At 71.1% G+C, this 17774-nt stretch carries 16 protein-coding genes; 9 read left to right on the top strand and 7 right to left on the bottom strand.

Annotated elements, in window-relative coordinates; translation table 11 throughout:
- The first annotated feature begins 60 nt into the window (after nucleotides 1-60).
- Nucleotides 61-2361 (top strand): zinc ribbon domain-containing protein, encoded by a 2301-nt coding sequence (locus AC2YHB_RS02605; protein WP_487353431.1) that lies wholly within the window; start codon nucleotides 61-63, stop codon nucleotides 2359-2361.
- 22 nt (nucleotides 2362-2383) lie between these two features.
- Nucleotides 2384-2797, top strand: coding sequence for a (deoxy)nucleoside triphosphate pyrophosphohydrolase (locus AC2YHB_RS02610; RefSeq protein ID WP_179649755.1), 414 nt, complete (start codon nucleotides 2384-2386; stop codon nucleotides 2795-2797).
- Between the two features lie 36 nt (nucleotides 2798-2833).
- Here the strand turns inward: AC2YHB_RS02610 and AC2YHB_RS02615 are convergent, their stop codons facing one another.
- Nucleotides 2834-3322 (bottom strand): hypothetical protein, encoded by a 489-nt coding sequence (locus AC2YHB_RS02615; RefSeq protein WP_179649753.1) that lies wholly within the window; start codon nucleotides 3320-3322, stop codon nucleotides 2834-2836.
- A gap of 154 nt (nucleotides 3323-3476) precedes the next feature.
- Between AC2YHB_RS02615 and AC2YHB_RS02620 the strand changes: the two genes are divergently transcribed.
- Both AC2YHB_RS02620 and AC2YHB_RS02625 read left to right on the top strand, forming a co-directional pair.
- Nucleotides 3477-4532, top strand: a complete 1056-nt coding sequence (locus tag AC2YHB_RS02620) for a M36 family metallopeptidase (RefSeq protein ID WP_487353432.1) — start codon at nucleotides 3477-3479, stop codon at nucleotides 4530-4532.
- 85 nt (nucleotides 4533-4617) lie between these two features.
- Nucleotides 4618-5016 carry a hypothetical protein gene (locus AC2YHB_RS02625; RefSeq protein WP_207009230.1) on the top strand — a complete coding sequence of 133 codons (399 nt, stop codon included), beginning with the start codon at nucleotides 4618-4620 and terminating at the stop codon, nucleotides 5014-5016.
- A gap of 121 nt (nucleotides 5017-5137) precedes the next feature.
- On the opposite strand, the gene AC2YHB_RS02630 is transcribed toward AC2YHB_RS02625, so the two are convergent.
- Both AC2YHB_RS02630 and nrdR read right to left on the bottom strand, forming a co-directional pair.
- Complete coding sequence (locus AC2YHB_RS02630) at nucleotides 5138-8035, bottom strand: vitamin B12-dependent ribonucleotide reductase (RefSeq protein WP_487353433.1); 2898 nt, start codon at nucleotides 8033-8035, stop codon at nucleotides 5138-5140.
- A 141-nt stretch (nucleotides 8036-8176) separates the two neighbouring features.
- The gene (gene nrdR, locus AC2YHB_RS02635) at nucleotides 8177-8659 is read right to left on the bottom strand and encodes a transcriptional regulator NrdR (RefSeq protein WP_036547586.1); all 483 of its coding nucleotides are present in this window, start codon (nucleotides 8657-8659) and stop codon (nucleotides 8177-8179) included.
- 335 nt (nucleotides 8660-8994) lie between these two features.
- Between nrdR and AC2YHB_RS02640 the strand changes: the two genes are divergently transcribed.
- On the top strand, nucleotides 8995-9549 hold the full coding sequence (locus AC2YHB_RS02640; RefSeq protein WP_487353434.1) for a hypothetical protein: 555 nt from the start codon (nucleotides 8995-8997) through the stop codon (nucleotides 9547-9549).
- 37 nt (nucleotides 9550-9586) lie between these two features.
- Complete coding sequence (locus AC2YHB_RS02645; RefSeq protein WP_207009225.1) at nucleotides 9587-9916, top strand: hypothetical protein; 330 nt, start codon at nucleotides 9587-9589, stop codon at nucleotides 9914-9916.
- Nucleotides 9917-10013: 97 nt separating this feature from the next.
- Here the strand turns inward: AC2YHB_RS02645 and AC2YHB_RS02650 are convergent, their stop codons facing one another.
- A complete protein-coding gene (locus AC2YHB_RS02650; protein WP_487353435.1) occupies nucleotides 10014-10433 on the bottom strand; it encodes a LysM peptidoglycan-binding domain-containing protein in 420 nt (139 codons plus the stop codon).
- 287 nt (nucleotides 10434-10720) lie between these two features.
- Between AC2YHB_RS02650 and lexA the strand changes: the two genes are divergently transcribed.
- Both lexA and AC2YHB_RS02660 read left to right on the top strand, forming a co-directional pair.
- Complete coding sequence (lexA, locus tag AC2YHB_RS02655; RefSeq protein ID WP_487353436.1) at nucleotides 10721-11446, top strand: transcriptional repressor LexA; 726 nt, start codon at nucleotides 10721-10723, stop codon at nucleotides 11444-11446.
- 49 nt (nucleotides 11447-11495) lie between these two features.
- Complete coding sequence (locus AC2YHB_RS02660; protein WP_179649742.1) at nucleotides 11496-13127, top strand: MXAN_6640 family putative metalloprotease; 1632 nt, start codon at nucleotides 11496-11498, stop codon at nucleotides 13125-13127.
- On the opposite strand, the gene AC2YHB_RS02665 is transcribed toward AC2YHB_RS02660, so the two are convergent.
- From AC2YHB_RS02665 to AC2YHB_RS02675, 3 genes are all read right to left on the bottom strand, one after another.
- Nucleotides 13105-15075, bottom strand: a complete 1971-nt coding sequence (locus AC2YHB_RS02665) for an ATP-dependent DNA helicase (RefSeq protein WP_487353437.1) — start codon at nucleotides 15073-15075, stop codon at nucleotides 13105-13107. The genes AC2YHB_RS02660 and AC2YHB_RS02665 overlap by 23 nt on opposite strands.
- Before the next feature lie 94 nt (nucleotides 15076-15169).
- On the bottom strand, nucleotides 15170-15982 hold the full coding sequence (locus tag AC2YHB_RS02670; protein WP_487353438.1) for an LLM class flavin-dependent oxidoreductase: 813 nt from the start codon (nucleotides 15980-15982) through the stop codon (nucleotides 15170-15172).
- Nucleotides 15979-16797 carry an alpha/beta fold hydrolase gene (locus tag AC2YHB_RS02675; RefSeq protein ID WP_487353439.1) on the bottom strand — a complete coding sequence of 273 codons (819 nt, stop codon included), beginning with the start codon at nucleotides 16795-16797 and terminating at the stop codon, nucleotides 15979-15981. Before AC2YHB_RS02675 ends, AC2YHB_RS02670 begins: the two co-directional genes overlap by 4 nt.
- 80 nt (nucleotides 16798-16877) lie before the next feature.
- Here AC2YHB_RS02675 and AC2YHB_RS02680 point away from each other — a divergent pair, with 80 nt between their 5' ends.
- Nucleotides 16878-17771: a LysR family transcriptional regulator gene (locus AC2YHB_RS02680; RefSeq protein ID WP_487353440.1), complete on the top strand. Its 894-nt coding sequence runs from the start codon at nucleotides 16878-16880 to the stop codon at nucleotides 17769-17771.
- The last annotated feature ends 3 nt before the right edge of the window (nucleotides 17772-17774 follow it).

Genomic DNA, 17774 nt, shown 5'->3' on the forward strand with positions numbered 1-17774 from the left:
CCTCGTCCCATTTCCGCCAATCCCCTGATTCCGTCGGGCCGCCCCGCCAAGATGCCCCGCATGGACAACCCCGGCTCGCCGAGCCCTGCTTCGCCACCGCCACCGCCACCGACCGGTCCCCCGGCGCCTCCCGCCCTGCCACCGCGGGTCGTCGCCACCACGGTGCCGACCCTGCGCAGCATCGTGCGCTCCTGCGGCGCGCCGCTGCTGGCGTACGCGATCTCGCTGGGTGCGTCGCTGGTGCTGATGGGCCTGATCGTGCTGGCGATCGCGCTCGAGGCCGACGGCTCCAGCGACGGGGACCCCTCCGGCGACATCGACATCAAGGTGATCGGGACATTGATCGGCATCCCGTTCCAGATCGCCGGCATGGCGCTGGGCGGGTCGATCGGGCTGGGCGACGACGAGTTCGCGCTGCACCTGTTCGCCCCACCGCTGTTCATCACCGCAGTGTTCGTCTTCGCCGTGCTCCGACTGTCACGGCGCAGCGAGCGCTCCGCGCCGACGAGCAGCACCCTGGAGCGGGCGATCCTCGCCGGTTGCGGTGCGCTCGCGACCGCGGTCGTCGCCGTGGTGGCTACGCGCGTCCTGGCGATGCGCGACGACGACCTCGTCATGCACTCGGCGACGGTCGGCCTGTTCTTCGGGACCTTGATCCTCGCCGGCGGCGCCGCCTTTCTCGGGCGACAGTCCGTGCACGGGGCGCTGTGGCCGGCCGCGGTTCCTGCCGACGTACGGCGCGGCACGCACCTGGTGACGCAGCACGTGCTGGCCTGGGTGGTGCTGCTGGTGCCGATCGCCGTGGTCTGGATGCTGGTCGACAGCGGCTTCGACGCTGCCCTCTACGCCCTGGTCTGGGGTCCGACCCTCGCCCTCGGCGCCTTCGCGATGGCGCACGTCGGCGCGGTCACCGCAGCGGGCGAGCAGGCGTTCGCGTGGGACCTCGGCTGGTTCCCCGCCGTCGTGCTGCCCGTGCTGGCCGTCCTGTTCCTGGTCGTCGCCTCGATCGCGTGGCACCTGCGCCGCGGTGGGGACCGTGCGTGGCTGGCCCACCCGGCCTCCTGGGCGACGTTGCCGATCGCGTACGCCGTCGGCGCGCTCCTCGTGTGCATGATCTCGACGGTGCGCCTCTCGGGCGCCCTGTTCGGCGTCGACGGCGGCATCACCTACAGCGGCGCCTACTGGCTGATCCCGGTGCTGGCGCTCTGGGGTGCTGCGATCGAGGCGCTCTCACGCTTCGTCGCACCGGCCCTCGTCGGATCGCTGCCCGACGCCGTCGTCCGACGGCTGGCGGCCGGCCCGACCCGGCCGACGCCACCAGCGGGCCCGGTCCAGCGCATCCCGATGTCGCCCGGCGATCGCGCCCGCGCGAAGAAGGGCTTGGTCGCGGCCGCCGTCATCGGTGGGCTCGGCCTGCTCGGTGTCCTCGTCTTCAGCATCGTCGGCTCGACGCTGGCCGACCCGGAGAAGCGGGCCGAGGCCTACCTCGACGCGGTCGTCGCAGGCGACGTCGACAAGGTGCTGCAACTGGCCCCGGTCGACGAGGACGAGGCATCGGTGGCGCTCCTCACCGAGGAGGTGTACGCCGCAGCCGACGACCGCATCACCGGCTACGAGATCACCGACGTCGAGGAGTTCGGCGACACGATCACCGTGACCGTGGACCTCGAGGGCCCGGAGGACGGCAACGATGTGGAGCTGACCCTCAGCCCCGACGGCAAGCGCGCGCTCTTCTTCGACGACTGGAAGGTCGACGAGGGTGGCCTGGCCCGCGAGGTGACGGTCTCGGTGCCCGACACCAGCACCTCCGTCGAGGCCAACGGCGTCACGGTCGAGGCCGATGGTGGCGAAGATGCCGACTTCTGGGCGCTCCCCGGCTCCTACGTCTTCAACCCCTACGGCGACAACCCGTGGCTCGAGCCCAGCGACGAATCCACCTCGGTCCCCGCCGCGGACTCCTTCGGCATCTACGCCGAGACCGGCCAGCCCGGACCGTCCGACCAGCTGCGCGACAAGGTGGACACCGCGATCACCGACTGGGTCGACGCGTGCATGAAGGCCACCGAGCTCTCCCCCGAGGACTGCCCGCAGGACGCCTTCGCGTCCGGCGACAAGCAGCGCAAGGTGGTCTGGACGCTCACCACCATGCCCACCGTCTCCTGGGACTACTTCGACGGGACCTTCCCGGCCAGCCTCTCGTCCGACGAGACCGGGGAGGCGACCGTGACCTACGAGTACGACGCGTCGTACGGCTTCGGCGCCGCCGACTGGACGAAGGAGACCGAGCAGGTGGACCTCTACGTGAACGCCACTGTCGACCTGGTCGACGGCGAGCCGGTCGTGACCTTCGAGACCTACTGACGCGGGCTCCTAGGCTGCCGTCATGGACGACCGCCTTCGCCAGCCAGAGATCGAGGTCGTCGGCGCCGTCATCGTGCGCGACGGCCTGGTGCTCTGTGCCCAGCGCGGTCCGGACGGGTCGCTCTCGGGCAAGTGGGAGTTCCCCGGTGGCAAGGTCGAGCACGGCGAGTCCGGCCGCCTCGCGCTCGAGCGTGAGATCGACGAGGAGCTCCGGTGCGTCGTCAAGGTGGGCGACGAGATCGCCACCACCCGGTACGACGACGGCCGGGTCGTCGTCGTGCTCACGACCTTCTGGTGCCGGATCGTGTCCGGCACGCCGCAGCTGACCGAGCACACCGCGCTCCGCTGGGTCGCACCGGGCGCGCTGGATGGGCTGGACTGGGCGCCGGCGGACGTACCGGCCGTGGAGCTGGTCGCGACGCGCCTGGCGCCCTAGGACGTCGTCGACGCAGGGCCGTCGGCGAGCGCCGGGTCAGCGGAAGGTGTACTCGCCGATCCGTGTCCCGTCGAACGCCTTGGCGCCGGACGGCAGCTTGAACTCGGTGTCACCCTGGACGGCGTTCCTGCCCCGCAGGAAGCACGACGTCGGCAAGGAGATCGTCACCGTGTCGGTGGTCAGGTTGTAACGGCCACTGACCGCCACGATGCACGACGAGGCATAGACCATGCCGAGCTGGGGCGAGTACCGCCACCAGCCCGAGCCGGTCCGCAGCGTGAAGTAGGCACGGTCCGTGCTCCGCCACTTCAGCCCCGCCTGGTGGAAGCGGAAGTACGCCATCCCGTTCGACTTCCAAACGGTCATCTTCTCGATCTCGGCCGTCGACTTCGCGCGAGCAGGAGGCGCGTTGCGCACCTGGGCGTCGGTGTTCGAGTCCTCGATCGTCATCGTCGCGGCGTGTGCGGGGGCGGCGGGAAGGATGACAGCGAGGGCCATCACCATCGCGACGACGTACTTCTTCACTTTGTTCTCTCCCGAGATCGAGCAACGAGGAACTGGCGGGATGCATGCTCTCATGGGCACCCCTCCCCGGGGCCCGCCACCTGCAGACAACCCGGCAAAAACGAGTCGCTCGCAGCCCTCCACGCGGACTTCGTCCGGTGTTAGTGTCCCGAACGTGCAACTTCGCCCGGCCCTGGCCACCCTCGCCGTCGTCCTCACGATCTCCGCAGCGGCCGCGCCGGCCGGCGCCAAGCCCGCCGCGGGCGTCACCACCGGGAGCGGGCTGGTGTTCAAGGTCAACCCGGTCCAGTCGAGCGGTGACGAGTCGCTCGTCGATGCCAAGGACTCGGCGAGCGCGGTGCCGAGCAGCGAGTACGCGACCGTGCCGCTGCGCAACCTGGACGGCTCCGGCTACCTCCGCGGCAGGTGGGTCACCGTCGAGTCCGCGACCGGCACGCCGGCGTACTCGGCGACGGGCGTCTACAACTACAACCGCAAGGACGACCAGTTCGAGCAGGTGATGGCGTACTTCTGGGTCAACCAGGCGCAGGAGTACATCCAGTCGCTCGGCTTCGGCTCCACCCTGCGCCCGGTGGTCAAGCAGTCGTTCAGCGTCAAGATCGACCAGTACGGCGGCGACAACAGCTACCAGACCGACAAGCCCTACCGGATCCGCCTCGGCAAGGGTGGCGTGGACGACGCCGAGGACGCCGAGGTGATCGTGCACGAGTACGGCCACGCCGTCCACGCCTCCCAGGTCCCCGGCTACGGCACCTCCCTCGATGCCGGCTCGATCGGCGAGGCGTGGGGCGACTACCTCGCCGTGTCCGTCGGCCTCGACGCCGCGGAGGAGTACGGCTGGCCCGTGCAGGCGCCCGAGGCCTGCGTCATGGACTGGGACTCGACGTCGTACACCTCGGGGCCGGTGCACTGCCTGCGCCGCCTCGACACCGACCTCACCGTCGCCGACCGCAAGGGCGAGGTCCACTACGACGGCCAGATCTGGAGCCGCGGCCTCTGGGACGCCCGCGCCGGGTACGAGGCCCTCGGCCTGACCTCGCGCGACTTCGACACCACCGTCATCGACGCCCAGTTCGACTTCGCCCCGGACACGTCCTTCGACGCCGCGGCGACGGCGATCTACGACAAGGCGCTGGTGCGGGACGGGGCTGCTGCTGCGGTCGTCGTCAAGGAGGCCTTCGCCGCGCGGGGCATCGTCGTGACGCCCTGAGGACCGGTCGATCCACCCCGGACGAGCCACCCGCGGTGGCCGTCGGGATGCGAGCCGCGCGGAACTCTGGTGAGACGATCGCCAGGTGAGCACCCTGACCAACGGCGACGCCATGACGCGGGCCCAACTTCTCAAGTTCGACTCGCTCTGGAACGACCGCGATCGCGACCACATCGCCGCGGACGTCGAGGCCCTCGGCGGGGTGAGCTTCACGTACGCCCACCACGGGTGGAACCGCAGCGTGCTCGTCCACGACGCCGACGGTGCCGAGGTGATGGCCGTCGCTGCCGGTCTCGTCCACTACGGCGCCGGGATCACCCGGCCCGACAGCGAGCACATGGCGTCCCACGGCGGGCACGTGTGGCGCACCTCCCGCAACGGCAAGACCGGCGGGCAGTCGAAGACCGCCCCCGACCCGACCGGCGGGAACGCGATGTGTGACGCCTGCTTCCTGCACCACCCTGCTGGCGAGTGCGACCGCTGATCATCCTGTCGAGTCGTGTGCCTGAGGCAGCCGGATAGGCGGGCCTCAGGCACACGACCCCCGACGACGTACGACGGCCCGGCCCCTCCGAGGAGGGACCGGGCCGTCGTACGTGGATCGATCAGCTGCAGCCGGAGGTGCTGCCGCAGCCCTCGCACACGTAGCACGAGCCGGCGGGACGCATCTTCGTGCCGCAGGTCATGCACAGCGGGCTGTCGACCGCGTGGCCGGTGATCTGCTCGAGGAGCTCGGCGGTGGTCTTGGCGACCTTGACCTCGGGGGCACCGGCGAGGGGGTCCTCGTCGACCTCGGCCTCGACGACGTCCTCGACCACCGGGGCGGCCTTGGCGACCGGGGCGGTCTCGACGAGCTCGGAGGCCGAGCCGGTCTCCTCGACGGGCTCGTAGGAGCCGGTCTCGAGGTGGCGCTGGCGCTCCTCGGCGGAGTAGATGCCGAGGGCGGCGCGCTCGTCGAAGGAAAGGTAGTCGAGGGCCAGGCGGCGGAAGACGTAGTCCATGATCGACTGCGCCATCCGGACGTCCGGGTCGTCGGTGAGGCCGGCGGGCTCGAAGCGGAGGTTGGTGAACTTCGAGACGTAGGTCTCCAGCGGGACGCCGTACTGCAGGCCGATCGACACCGCGATCGAGAAGGCGTCCATCACGCCGGCCAGGGTCGAGCCCTGCTTGCCGAGCTTGAGGAAGATCTCGCCGAGGGTGTTGTCGTCGTGGGCGCCGGAGGTCATGTAGCCCTCGGCACCGGCGACGGTGAACGACGTGGTGCGGGCCAGGCGCGACTTCGGGAGGCGCTTGCGGGTCGGCGCGTAGACGACCTTCTCGACGACCTTCTCGACGACCTTGGTCTCGGCCTCGGCGGCGGCGTCCGCGGCAGCGGCGTCCTTCTTGGCCTTGCCGCCACCGTCGGCGAGGGGCTGGCCGACCTTGCAGTTGTCGCGGTAGATCGCGGTGGCCTTGAGGCCGAGCTTCCACGACTCCATGTAGATCTGCTCGATCTCCTCGACCGTCGCCGACTCCGGCAGGTTGACGGTCTTGGAGATGGCACCCGACAGGAACGGCTGGCAGGCGGCCATCATCTTGACGTGGCCCATGGGCTTGAGCGCGCGCTCGCCCATCGCGGTGTCGAACACCTCGTAGTGCTCCGGCTTGAGGCCGGGGGCGTCGACGACGTGGCCGTGCTCGCCGATGTAGGCGACGATCGCCTCGATCTTCTCCTCGTCGTAGCCCAGCTTCTTCAGGGCCCGCGGGATGGTCTGGTTGACGATCTGCAGCGAACCGCCGCCGACGAGCTTCTTGAACTTCACCAGGGAGAAGTCGGGCTCGATGCCGGTGGTGTCGCAGTCCATCATGAAGCCGATGGTGCCGGTCGGCGCGAGGACCGAGGCCTGCGCGTTGCGGAAGCCGTTGGTCTTGCCGAGGTCGACGACCTTGGCCCACTCCTCCGTGGCCAGCTTGTGCACCTCGGCGTCGGCGATGTGCAGCGGGCGCACGTCGTCGTTGGCGGCCTGGTGCTTGCGCATCACGCGCTGGTGGGCCTCGGCGTTGCGGGCGTAGCCGGCGTACGGGCCGACGATCGCGGCCAGCTCCGCCGAGCGACGGTACGACGTGCCGGTCATCAGCGAGGTGATGGTGGCCGCCATCGCGCGACCGCCGTCGGAGTCGTAGCCCAGGCCCATCGCCATCAGCAGGGCGCCGAGGTTGGCGTAGCCGATGCCGAGCTGGCGGTAGTCGCGGGTGGTCTGGCCGATCGGCTCGGTCGGGAAGTCGGCGAAGCAGATCGAGATGTCCATCGCGGTGATGATGAACTCGACGGCCTTCGCGAAGAGCGGCGCGTCGAAGGTGTCGTCGTCGCGCAGGAACTTCAGCAGGTTGAGCGAGGCGAGGTTGCACGAGGAGTTGTCGAGCGACATGTACTCCGAGCACGGGTTGGACGCGGTGATCCGCCCGGTCTCGGGGTTGGTGTGCCAGTCGTTGATCGTGTCGTCGTACTGCAGGCCCGGGTCGGCGCAGGCCCAGGCGGCCTCGCTGATCTTGCGGAACAGGCTGCGGGCGTCGACGGTCTCGATGACCGAGCCGTCCTTGCGCGAGCGCAGGCCGAACTCGGTGCCGTTCTCGACGGCCTTCATGAACTCGTCGTTGACGCGGACCGAGTTGTTGGCGTTCTGGTACTGGACGGAGGTGATGTCCTTGCCGCCGAGGTCCATGTCGAAGCCGGCGTCGCGCAGGGCGCGGATCTTGTCCTCCTCGCGCCACTTGGTCTCGACGAACTCCTCGATGTCGGGGTGGTCGACGTCGAGGACGACCATCTTGGCCGCACGACGCGTCGCGCCGCCCGACTTGATGGTGCCGGCCGAGGCGTCGGCGCCGCGCATGAAGGAGACCGGTCCGGACGCCGTACCACCGCTGCTGAGCAGCTCCTTGGACGAGCGGATGCGGGAGAGGTTCAGGCCGGCGCCGGAGCCGCCCTTGAAGATGAAGCCCTCCTCCTTGTACCAGTTGAGGATCGAGTCCATCGAGTCATCCACCGACAGGATGAAGCAGGCCGACACCTGCTGGGGGGACTTGGTGCCGACGTTGAACCAGACCGGGGAGTTGAACGAGAAGTACTGGTTGGCGAGCAGCCAGGTGAGCTCGTGCTCGAAGATCTCCGCGTCGGCCGTGGTCGCGAAGTAGTCGTGCTCGATGCCCGCCGCGACGTAGCGCGAGACGACGCGGTCGATGAGCTGGCGCAGGCCGGTCTCGCGCTCCGGGGTGCCGACGGCGCCGCGGAAGTACTTCGTCGTGACGATGGTCGAGGCGTTCAGCGACCAGAAGTCGGGGAACTCGACACCGAGCTGCTCGAAGACGGTCTCGCCGGTCTTCCAGTTCGTCTGGACGACGTCGCGGCGCTCCCACGTGATCTCGTCGTAGGGGTGCACGCCCTCGGTGCTGAAGATGCGCTCGATCTTCAGGCCCTTGCCGGCGCGTGCGCCTGCCTCGGTCGGGTTGCTGGCCGTCTCGGTCATGACTCTCCTGGTGCTGGGTGTCGGTGTCGGCGTGATGCGTCGGTGCTGCGGTCGTGCGGTGAAATGCGTGCCCCGGTCCGAGGGGCAGGGACGTTGGTGGCCCGGCAGGCAGCTTCCCCACTACCTGCCGGGCGTCTGTGGTCAGCCCGTCGGGGCTGGGTCACCCTGCAACTGGCGCTCGGCGCGCAGGAGGGCGATCTCGTTCTCGAAGTCGGCCGCGGAGTCGAACCCGCGGTAGACCGAGGCGAAGCGGAGGTAGGCCACCTCGTCGAGGCGGCGCAACGGGGTCAGGATCGCCAGGCCCACCTCGTGGGCCGCGATCTCGGGGCTGCCGGCCAGTCGGAGCTGGTCCTCGACCTCCTGGCCCAGCAGGGCCAGGTCGTCCTCGCCGACCGGGCGGCCCTTGCAGGCCTTCCGGACGCCCTGGACAGCCTTCTCGCGGTTGAACGGCTCGGTGGCGCCGGAGCGCTTGAGCACGGTGAGCTGCATCAGCTCGACCGTCGTGAACCGCTTCTCACAGCTCGGGGACTGGCAGACCCGCCGGCGGCGGATCGAGCAGCCGTCCTCGGCCACCCGGGAGTCGAGGACCTTGGTGTCGTGGTGCTTGCAGTACGGACAGTGCATGGTTCCTCCTCCCCCGGTCGGCTTCGCCGCCTGACCGTCGGCCCTGTGGAAACCAGGGCGCCGACTGTGCAGAACGAGCGATGATCTGTGCATCTCCACCCCTCGTCCTGTGGACTAGATGTGGAGAACTACATCGTTGTAACTACTAGATGTAGTGGTAACCGTACGCCCCGACCACCACGGGTGCAAGGCCGGGGGGCCACGACTTGCGCGAACTTTTACCTGTACCCGCGTTTGCGCAGGTCACGCGGTGGACGAGGCTGTTCGACAGCAGTTCCCGACCGGCGTGTCTCGGGTCGCGCCGACCTCCCCCCACCCCCCAGGAGCGACCCCCCATGTCCAGCTCGAAGACCGCCCTGCGCACCCGACCCCGCCTTCGTCGTACCGTCGCGGCCACGGCCGCCGCGCTCGCCCTTCCCCTGACCCTCGCCGGCTGCGGCGACGCCCTCGAGAACGCCGCCGAGAACGCGGCCGAGAACGCCGCAGAGGACGCCATCGAGGACGGCAACGGCGGGGACGTCGACGTCGACCTCGACGACGGCGAGGTGAAGGTCGAGAACAGCGACGGCTCGGTCGTGATCGGCGGCGGCGACCTGCCGGAGGGCTTCCCCGAGGACGCCGTCCCGCTCGTCGGCGAGGTCAAGTCCGGGACGGCCGTCGACACCCCCGACGGCACCGGCTGGACCATCGGCACCGAGAGCGACGGCAGCGCCGAGGACGTCTTCGCCGAGGCGGTCGCCGAGCTCGAGGACGCCGGCTTCACCAACCAGAGCAGCCTGGGCGGCACCAGCGCCAACCTGACCAGCGAGGAGTACGGCGTCGTGCTCAACGTCTCCGACTCCGGGACCGGCGCCGCGGTCGCCGTCTACGTGGTCTCGGAGGTGCCCTGAGTCGCGGGCCAACCAGCCATCAGTCAGAATGACCGCCGTGACAGGTGGAAAGCGCGCGGGCGGCAAGACGAAGGCGCGCTTCCGTCCGGACCTGCTCGCCCTGGCCGTCGGGATCACCTTCGCGCTGGTGGCCTGGGGATACCTGGTGCTCGCGGCCATCGACTTCGGCGCGACCGCCCGACACGACGGCAAGGGCAGCGCCTGGCTGTTCCTCGCCGTGGCATCCGTCGGCGCCATGCTCTGCCTCTTCCTCGCCTTCATGCTGGCGGTGCGCCTCTCGCGAGCCGTCGGCCTGACCTCGTCACCCGAGCCGAAGCCGAAGCGGGACCCGAATGCGCCGAAGGGTGGCAAGCGCGCGGCTCGCTGAGCCGGGCCTGCCACCCTTCGCCTTTCCCCTGCTCCGCTGGGGTCGAGTCAGCGGAGTAGCTCCGCTGGGGTCGAGGCAGCGGAGAGTCGGTACGCCGCTAGTGCGCGGCGGGGATCCGGAGCTGCTGGCCGGCGTAGACCATGCTCCCGTCGAGGGTGTTGAGGTCCTGGATGTCGGCCATCGCGCCGCGCACGTCGCCGCCGCTGGCCGCTGCGACGTCGCTGGCGATGTCCCACAGCGTCTCGCCGGGGGCGACCGTCACGACGTCGACGGCGGGCGCGCCACCGCCGTCGCGGGTGGCGGCGGAGCCGGCGGCGATCGCGACGGCGAGAGCGGCGACGACCGCGAACGCGAAGAGGAAGACGACCACACGACCCCGGCGGGTGAGCCGGACCCGGCCCGCCCCGCGAGCTGGCTGCGCGACCCGGCGGGTGGCGGCGACGCGGGAGGTGCCGACGCGCACGCCGTTGCTGCGGCCGGTGCTGACGCGGTGGGGGGCGATGCTGATCGTGCTCATGTCTCATGTCCTCCGGGGAAGTTGTCGGGAACTGTCTAGTGACGGGGTCCGACTGAAGGTGTTCGATCAGGCGTTCGATCGAACATGTGTACGAGGTTAGATCACACGTTCGAACAAATCCAGCACCCGTTCGAAATCGTGTTCGAAGGGCGTGTCGCGACACGCCGTTCGAACAGATGTTTGAAACGCCGCCGCCGGATCGGTTAGCGTCGTCACATGCAGCCGGTCGGCTGATCGGGATGTCCCGATCGGGACGGCCGGGACATCTGAGCGAACGGGAGGACCCCATGGCGGAGCGCAAGGCAGGACGCGGTGTGACCGAGCTGCCGGACGGTCCCCCGGACGCGACCGGCCTGACGCCGCGCCAGCAGCGGGTCCTGGCCCACATCAAGGACAGCATCGAGAAGCGCGGCTACCCGCCGAGCATGCGCGAGATCGGCCAGGCCGTCGGGCTGACCAGCACGTCGAGCGTCGCCCACCAGCTGCGGGTCCTCGAGGAGAAGGGCTACCTCAAGCGCGACCCCAACCGGCCGCGCGCCCTCGAGGTCTTCCTGCCCGAGGTGATGGCCGCCCGCAAGGCGATGGGCTCCGCCGAGGAGACGTCGTACGACGAGACGGGCATCGGCGACGCGGCTCCGGCGCCGGCCAACGTGCCGGTCGTCGGCCGGATCGCCGCCGGCGGCCCGATCCTCGCCGAGGAGCGCGTCGAGGACGTCTTCCCGCTCCCCCGCCAGCTCGTCGGCGACGGCCAGCTGTTCCTGCTGGAGGTCAGCGGCGAGTCGATGATCGAGGCGGCCATCTGCGACGGCGACTACGTCGTCATCCGGCAGCAGCCGACCGCCGAGAACGGCGAGATCGTCGCCGCGATGATCGACGGCGAGGCCACGGTGAAGACGTTCCAGCGCAAGGACGGGCAGGTGTGGCTGCTGCCGCACAACCCGGCCTTCGAGCCGATCGACGGCACCAACGCCACGATCCTCGGCAAGGTCACCGCGGTCCTGCGCCGGGTCTGACATAGGGTCAGGGGGTCCCTGTCGGCAACTCGGTGAGGCCCGTTCCCCCATGATCCGTCCCCGCACCCCCTGGTCGGCGCTCGTCGCGCTGCTCGCCACCCTGCTCGCGACCGCCCTCGCGGTGACCGCGCTCGGCGTCCCCGCCCGCGCGGCGGACCCGGACCCGGCACCGGACGCCGAGGAAGTGGCCGAGCACGCGCTGGAGACGGTGCAGGACCTCGTCGAGGCGCCGGTCGAGCCGGCCGACCCCGCCGCCGGCGACGTCGAGGGCAAGAACCTCACCCTGGCGCTGCGCGACCTCGCGGTCACGCGCGGCGACCTGCCCGACTCCAAGCGGGCGACGGCCGCGCGCCTGCTGGCCCGGCCGACCGACAGCGCCTCGGAGTGCCTCAACGAGGACCTCGCCTGCTACGGCTCGCACACCGTCAAGCGCAAGTGCAACACCGTCGTGTGCGTGCACTGGGTGAGCAGCGGCACCAACGCGATCCCCACCGAGAACGACGGCGCCGGTGGCGCCTTCCCCGGCGTGGCCGGCGGGACGCCGGACTACGTCGAGTTCACCCTCGACACGATGCGCAACGTCGCGAACACCTACGTCCGCGCGGGCTACAAGAAGCCGATCTCCGACGGTGGGGCCGACGGCAGCTCGCTGCCCGACGTCTACCTCGGCAACATCGGCAGCGCCGGTGCCTACGGCTACTGCACCACCGACGAGGACGTCTCGGGCCACGTGGCCGCGCCGGCGTACTGCGTGCTCGACAACAACTACGCCGAGTTCGGGATCCTGCCGCGCTCGGCGCTGCGGGTGACCGCGGCCCACGAGTTCTTCCACGCCGTCCAGTTCGCCTACGACGTCAACGAGGACGGCTGGATCATGGAGGCCACGGCCAGCTGGGTCGAGGACGAGCTGTACGACGGCATCAACGACAACCGCGCCTACCTGCCCTACGGCCCGCTCGCCAAGCCGAACCAGGCGCTCGACGCGTTCACGCAGATCGAGCCCTACGGCACCTGGATCTTCTTCCGCTACCTCTCCGAGCGCTACCCGACCTCGGTCGCCGGCCTGCCGACCATCGTGCGCGACATCTGGCGTCGTCTCGACGACGGAGGCTCCGGTGACGCCAACACCTACTCGCTCCAGGGCCTGGTGGACGAGCTCGCCGCCAAGGGCACGAACATCTCCACCCAGCTCGCGACCTTCGGCATGTGGAACCGCCGCCCGCTCCTCTACGAGGAGGGCAGCGCCTACCGGCCCGCGCCGCTGCGCAAGACCTACACGATGACGTCCTCGGCGCGCACCCGGTCGGTCGGCTTCAGCCTCACCCACCTCGCGACCGGCACGTACCGCTTCACCCGCGGGTCCGGGCTGGTCACCTCGAAGGTCACCGTCGGGCTGAACCTCAACACCCTGTCGATCGGTGCCGCGGCCGTGATCACCGTGAAGCGTCGCAACCAGGGCGCGGTCTCGAGGGTGGTGCCGCTCACCAGCGACGGCAACGCCTCGGTCAGCTACGCGTTCGGCTCGACCACCGAGTGGATCGAGGTCACCGTGGCCAACGGCGACACCCGCTACAACTGCGGCGACATGGCCGACGACCAGCAGTCCTACCTCTACACCTGCCAGGGCACGCCCCAGCAGGGGTCGAGCAGCCAGGCGATCAGCGTGAAGGTGACTGGCTGAGCCTGGCCAGCGCCTGGCGCACCACCTGCGGGTCCGTCGTCGGCCACATCGGCGGCAGGCTCGCCTTGAGGAACGAGCCGTAGCGGGCGGTCGCCAGCCGCGGGTCGAGGACGGCGACGACGCCCCGGTCGCTCGTCGTCCGGATCAGGCGGCCGGCACCCTGCGCCAGGAGCAACGCGGCGTGGGTGGCGGCGACCTGCATGAAGCCGTTGCCGCCCGCCTGGTCGGCGGCCTTCTGACGCGCGCTCATCAGTGGGTCGTCGGGTCGCGGGAACGGGATCCGGTCGATGATCACCAGCTGGCAGGTGTCGCCGGGGACGTCGAGGCCCTGCCAGAGGCCGAGGGTGCCGAACAGGCAGGTGTGCGGGTCCTCGACGAACTGCCGGGCGAGCTCGGGCAGCTGGGCCTCGCCCTGCGCGAGCGTGGTCAGGTGCGGCAGCGCCTTGCGGACGTGCTCGGCGGCGGCCTCGGCCGCACGCCGGCTGGAGAACAGCCCGAGTGTGCGCCCCTCGGCGGCGTCGACCAGCTGGGTGATCTCGTCGAGCTGGGCCGGGCCCAGTCCGTCGCGGCCGGGCGGCGGGAGGTGGCGGGCGACGTAGAGGATGCCCTGCGTGGCGTAGTCGAACGGGCTCCCGACGTCGATGCCGCGCCACGGCTGCTCCTCGTCGGGCATGGGCTTGAGCCCGACCGAGCGGCCGACGGCGTTGAAGTCGCCGCCGAGCATCAGCGTCGCCGAGGTCATCACGACCGTGTTGTCGGCGAGCAGCTTGTCGCGCATCTGCCCCCAGACCTGCAGCGGCGCGATCGCCAGCGTCGGCGGCATCCGGTCGCTGCCCTCGGTGCGCCACAGGACGTCGTGCTCGGAGTTGGCCGCCATCCGCTCCGCGGTCGCGAAGACCTCCTGCACCATCCCCTTCGCCTGGGTCATCGCCGCGTCGGGCTCACTGCCCGCCTCGGCCTTCGGGAACGCCGAGATGCACGCACGGGCCGCGTCGCGGACCAGCGCGAGCGCGTCGGCGAGGTCCTCGGGGAGCCGCTCGAAGCGGCCGGCCGGGGCCTCGCTGACGGCGGCCCGCAGCGCGTCGGCGGCGTCGGCGAGGTCGTCGGCCTCGTTGCCCTCGACGTGGCGCACGCTGCGCCGCGCGGCCCGCTCCACCTCGGCGGCCCACAGCTCGTCGGTCGCCGCCTGGGTCACCCGCGCGGCGAGCTCGTGGGCCTCGTCGATCACGACGGCGTCGTAGTCGGGGATCATCGGGATGCCCTCGATCGCGTCGATCGCGAGCAGCGAGTGGTTGGTGACGATCAGGTGCGACTTGTGCGCCTTCTCCTTCGCCCGCTCGGCGAAGCACTCCTGGCCGAACTGGCACTTGCTCGCGCTCAGGCACTCCCGCGCCGAGACGCTGACCTGGCGCCACTCCTTCTCGGTGTGCCGCGGAGCGTCGTCGCGCTCGCCGCTGCCGCCGGCCTCGGCCGCTGCCTCGGCCCACGTGCGCAGCTCGAGGACCTTCGCGCCCATCGAACCCTCGGGGATCTGGATCAGCTCGCCCTGGTCGTCGGGGGCGCCCTCGCGGATCCGGTGCAGGCAGGCGTAGTTGGACCGCCCCTTGAGCACCGCGTACGACGCGTCGAGGCCGGGGGTCGTGCCGACGGCCTTGACCAGCCGGGGCAGGTCGCGCTCGACCAGCTGGTGCTGGAGGGCCAGGGTCGCCGTGGCGATCACGACGCGCTTGTCGTGCAGCAGGGCCGGCACGAGGTAGCCCAGCGACTTGCCGGTGCCGGTGCCGGCCTGGACGAGGAGGTGCTCCCGGTCGGCGAAGGCCTGGGCGACCGCCTCCGCCATCGCGACCTGCCCCGCCCGCTCCTGGCCGCCGAGCGCCGTCACGGCCGTCGCGAGCAGGTCGCGGACGGGCGAGGAGTCGACAGCCGGCTTGGCCGATGGGGAGGTCACCGGAGAACCCTAGAGGGCGGGACCGACCATCCCGGGAGGCCCTCCACAGGCCACGCCGACGCATCCGGCGAACGTCGCGGGAATCACGTCCGGATCAGCGCAACGGTCCGTCCCTCAGCACCGCGCGCACGTCCGCCACGGAGGTGCCGTGCGGATCGACGTCGGTCAGCCACCAGGTCATCCCCGCCGCCTCGAACCCGGCGAGGTCGGCGTCCGGGGCGAGGGTCACCGCGACGTCGTACGGCGTGGTGGGGTCCTCACGCAGTGCGCCGATCGTCGCGACGGCCTCGGCCAGCTGCTCGGGGTGCGCGAGGTTGACCGGCACGAAGCCGTCGTGCCGGGCGGCGCGCTGGAGCGGCCGCTGCCGGCCGGGGAAGCCGGCGATCCACACCGGCACCGTGCCGCGCACCGGGCGGGGCAGGAACCGGACGTCGTCGATGACGTGGTGCTCGCCGCGGTGCCGGACCGGCTCCCCCGACCAGGCGTCTCGCAGGATCGCGAGGCCCTCGTCGAGCATCGCCGCCCGCGTCCGGTCGTCGACCTCGTCGCCGAAGCGCGAGAACTCCCCACCGAAGCGGTCGCTGCCGAGCCCGGCGCCCAGCACGAGGCGGCCGCCGCTGAGCAGGTCGAGCGATGCGGTCTGCCGCGCCACGACCTGCGGCCGGCGACGGGCCAGCGCCGTGACCATCGGTCCGATCCTGATCTCCGACGTCGCGGCGGCGACCGCCGACAGGGTCACCCACGGGTCGGCCAGCGCCTCGACGGGCTCCCTCCAGCGGACGTGGTCCCACACGAAGAAGCCGTCCCAGCCGTGCTCCTCCGCCTCCACGGCGAGCCGTACGACGACCGCCGGGTCCGCCAGCTCGTCGAACAGCGGCACCCAGATCGCCGACCTCACGCGCGTCATGACGCGGTCACCTCGGCGAGCGCGTCGACGAAGAGGTCCCAGACCGGCGGGGCGACGTCGTGCCCCGACCCCGGGAGGACGACGAGCCGCGCGTCCGGGACCGCGTCGCGCAGCGCCTCCCCGTGGGCCAGCGGGAATGCCGGGTCGAGCTCTCCGTGCACGACGAGGGTCGGCACCCGGATGTCCGCGAAGCCGCCGCCGGCAGGACCGGAGAAGTCCATGGCGTAGTGGTTGACCAGGGTGGCGGCGATGTCGCGTGCGCGGCCGACGTCCTCGGTGGCGAGGGCGCGCACGGCGTCCTCGTCGAAGTGGGAGGAAGTTCCCGCGTAGGCGCGCACCGCGTCGACGACGTACTCGACGACGGCCGCCGGGTCGGACGCGTCGGGCTCCTCGGGGAAGTCGAGGTCGCCCATCGGCAGCTCGCCGGTCGTCGTGCTGACGAGGGTGAGCGAGCGCACCCGCTCGGGGTGGTCGACCGCGACGACCAGCGCCACGCCTCCCGACATGGACCGGCCCACGAGGTGGGCGCGATCGACGCCGAGGGCGTCGAGGAGGCCGATCGCGTCGGCCGCGAGGTCGCGCAGGCCGTAGCCGGGCTCACCCACCGGGAAGGTGGAGGACCGGCCGGTGTCGCGCTGGTCGTACCGGATGACGAACCGCCCGGTGCGGGCGATGCGCCGGCACAGCTCCTCCTCCCACCAGAGCATCGAGGCGCTGGCGCCGTGGATGAGCAGGACCGCGGGGTCGGCCGGGTCGCCGAAGGTCTGCGCGCACAGGGTGACGCCGTTGACGTCGTACAGGGTCTCGGGGTTCATGACTGCGACGCTAGGCCTCGCAGAGCATCGTGAAAAACGATTGTTCCCGATCGTGGCGTTCGTGATTTACGATCATTGACGTGTACGAGCTCCGGCACCTCCGTGCCCTGGACGCGATCGCGTCGGAGGGGACCTTCGCACGAGCGGCCGCGCGGCTCGGCTACACGCAGTCGACGCTGAGCCAGCAGGTGGCCGCGCTCGAGCGCTCCGTGGGCGGCGCGGTCTTCGACCGTCCGGGCGGCCCGCGTCCGGTCCGGCTGACGCCGCTCGGCCGGCTGGTGCTCGCGTCCGGGCGGGAGGTGCTCGACCTCGTCGACGACGCCGCGGCCTCGGTCGAGCGGTTCCACGCCGGCGACGGTCGCGTCGACATCGGCACCTTCCAGACGGTGACCAACGTGCTGCTCCCCGCAGTGGTGCAGCGGATCCGCGAGGCCCGTCCCGGTTGCGACATCCGGCTGGTGGAGGACGAGGCCGCCGATCCCGACCTCGGCGACCTCGACGTCCTCTTCTTCGACCGCCCCGGACCGGCCGGCGTCGACAGCACCCCGGTCATCGAGGACGAGCACGTCCTGGTGGCGCGGCCGGGCGACTTCACCAGCCGCCGCGTCCCCGTCGAGCGGCTCGACGGGGCCCCGCTGGTCGCCCTGCCCCCGATCTGCGACCAGGCCCTGGTGGTCGAGGCACACCTCGCCGCCCGTGGCGTCCGGCCCGACGTCGTGTTCCGCACGGCCGACAACCAGGCCGTGCTGTCGATGGTCCGCGCCGGACTGGGGAGCGCGATCATGCCGACCCTCTCGCTCGGCTGGCCCGAGCGACCTCCGGGCATCGAGCTGCACCGGCTCGAGCCCGCGCTGCCCCCACGGCGGATCCACGCGCTGACCCGAGGCTCCCTGTCGCCGCTCGCCGAGCAGGTCGTGGCGACCACGCGGCAGGTGGCGCGGGAGGTCCGGGCCGCCGGCGGGTGCCGGGCCTGACCT

The organism is Nocardioides sp. SRI_004, from assembly GCF_057586415.1.

Bases quoted from the DNA above. Each gene is read 5' to 3' on its own strand.
- AC2YHB_RS02630 (WP_487353433.1), bottom strand. From the start codon at position 8,035: ATGACCGAGACGGCCAGCAACCCGACCGAGGCAGGCGCACGCGCCGGC.
- nrdR (WP_036547586.1), bottom strand. From the start codon at position 8,659: ATGCACTGTCCGTACTGCAAGCACCACGACACCAAGGTCCTCGACTCC.
- AC2YHB_RS02670 (WP_487353438.1), bottom strand. From the start codon at position 15,982: ATGACGCGCGTGAGGTCGGCGATCTGGGTGCCGCTGTTCGACGAGCTG.
- AC2YHB_RS02650 (WP_487353435.1), bottom strand. From the start codon at position 10,433: ATGAGCACGATCAGCATCGCCCCCCACCGCGTCAGCACCGGCCGCAGC.
- AC2YHB_RS02675 (WP_487353439.1), bottom strand. From the start codon at position 16,797: ATGAACCCCGAGACCCTGTACGACGTCAACGGCGTCACCCTGTGCGCG.
- AC2YHB_RS02610 (WP_179649755.1), top strand. From the start codon at position 2,384: ATGGACGACCGCCTTCGCCAGCCAGAGATCGAGGTCGTCGGCGCCGTC.
- AC2YHB_RS02640 (WP_487353434.1), top strand. From the start codon at position 8,995: ATGTCCAGCTCGAAGACCGCCCTGCGCACCCGACCCCGCCTTCGTCGT.
- AC2YHB_RS02660 (WP_179649742.1), top strand. From the start codon at position 11,496: ATGATCCGTCCCCGCACCCCCTGGTCGGCGCTCGTCGCGCTGCTCGCC.
- lexA (WP_487353436.1), top strand. From the start codon at position 10,721: ATGGCGGAGCGCAAGGCAGGACGCGGTGTGACCGAGCTGCCGGACGGT.
- AC2YHB_RS02605 (WP_487353431.1), top strand. From the start codon at position 61: ATGGACAACCCCGGCTCGCCGAGCCCTGCTTCGCCACCGCCACCGCCA.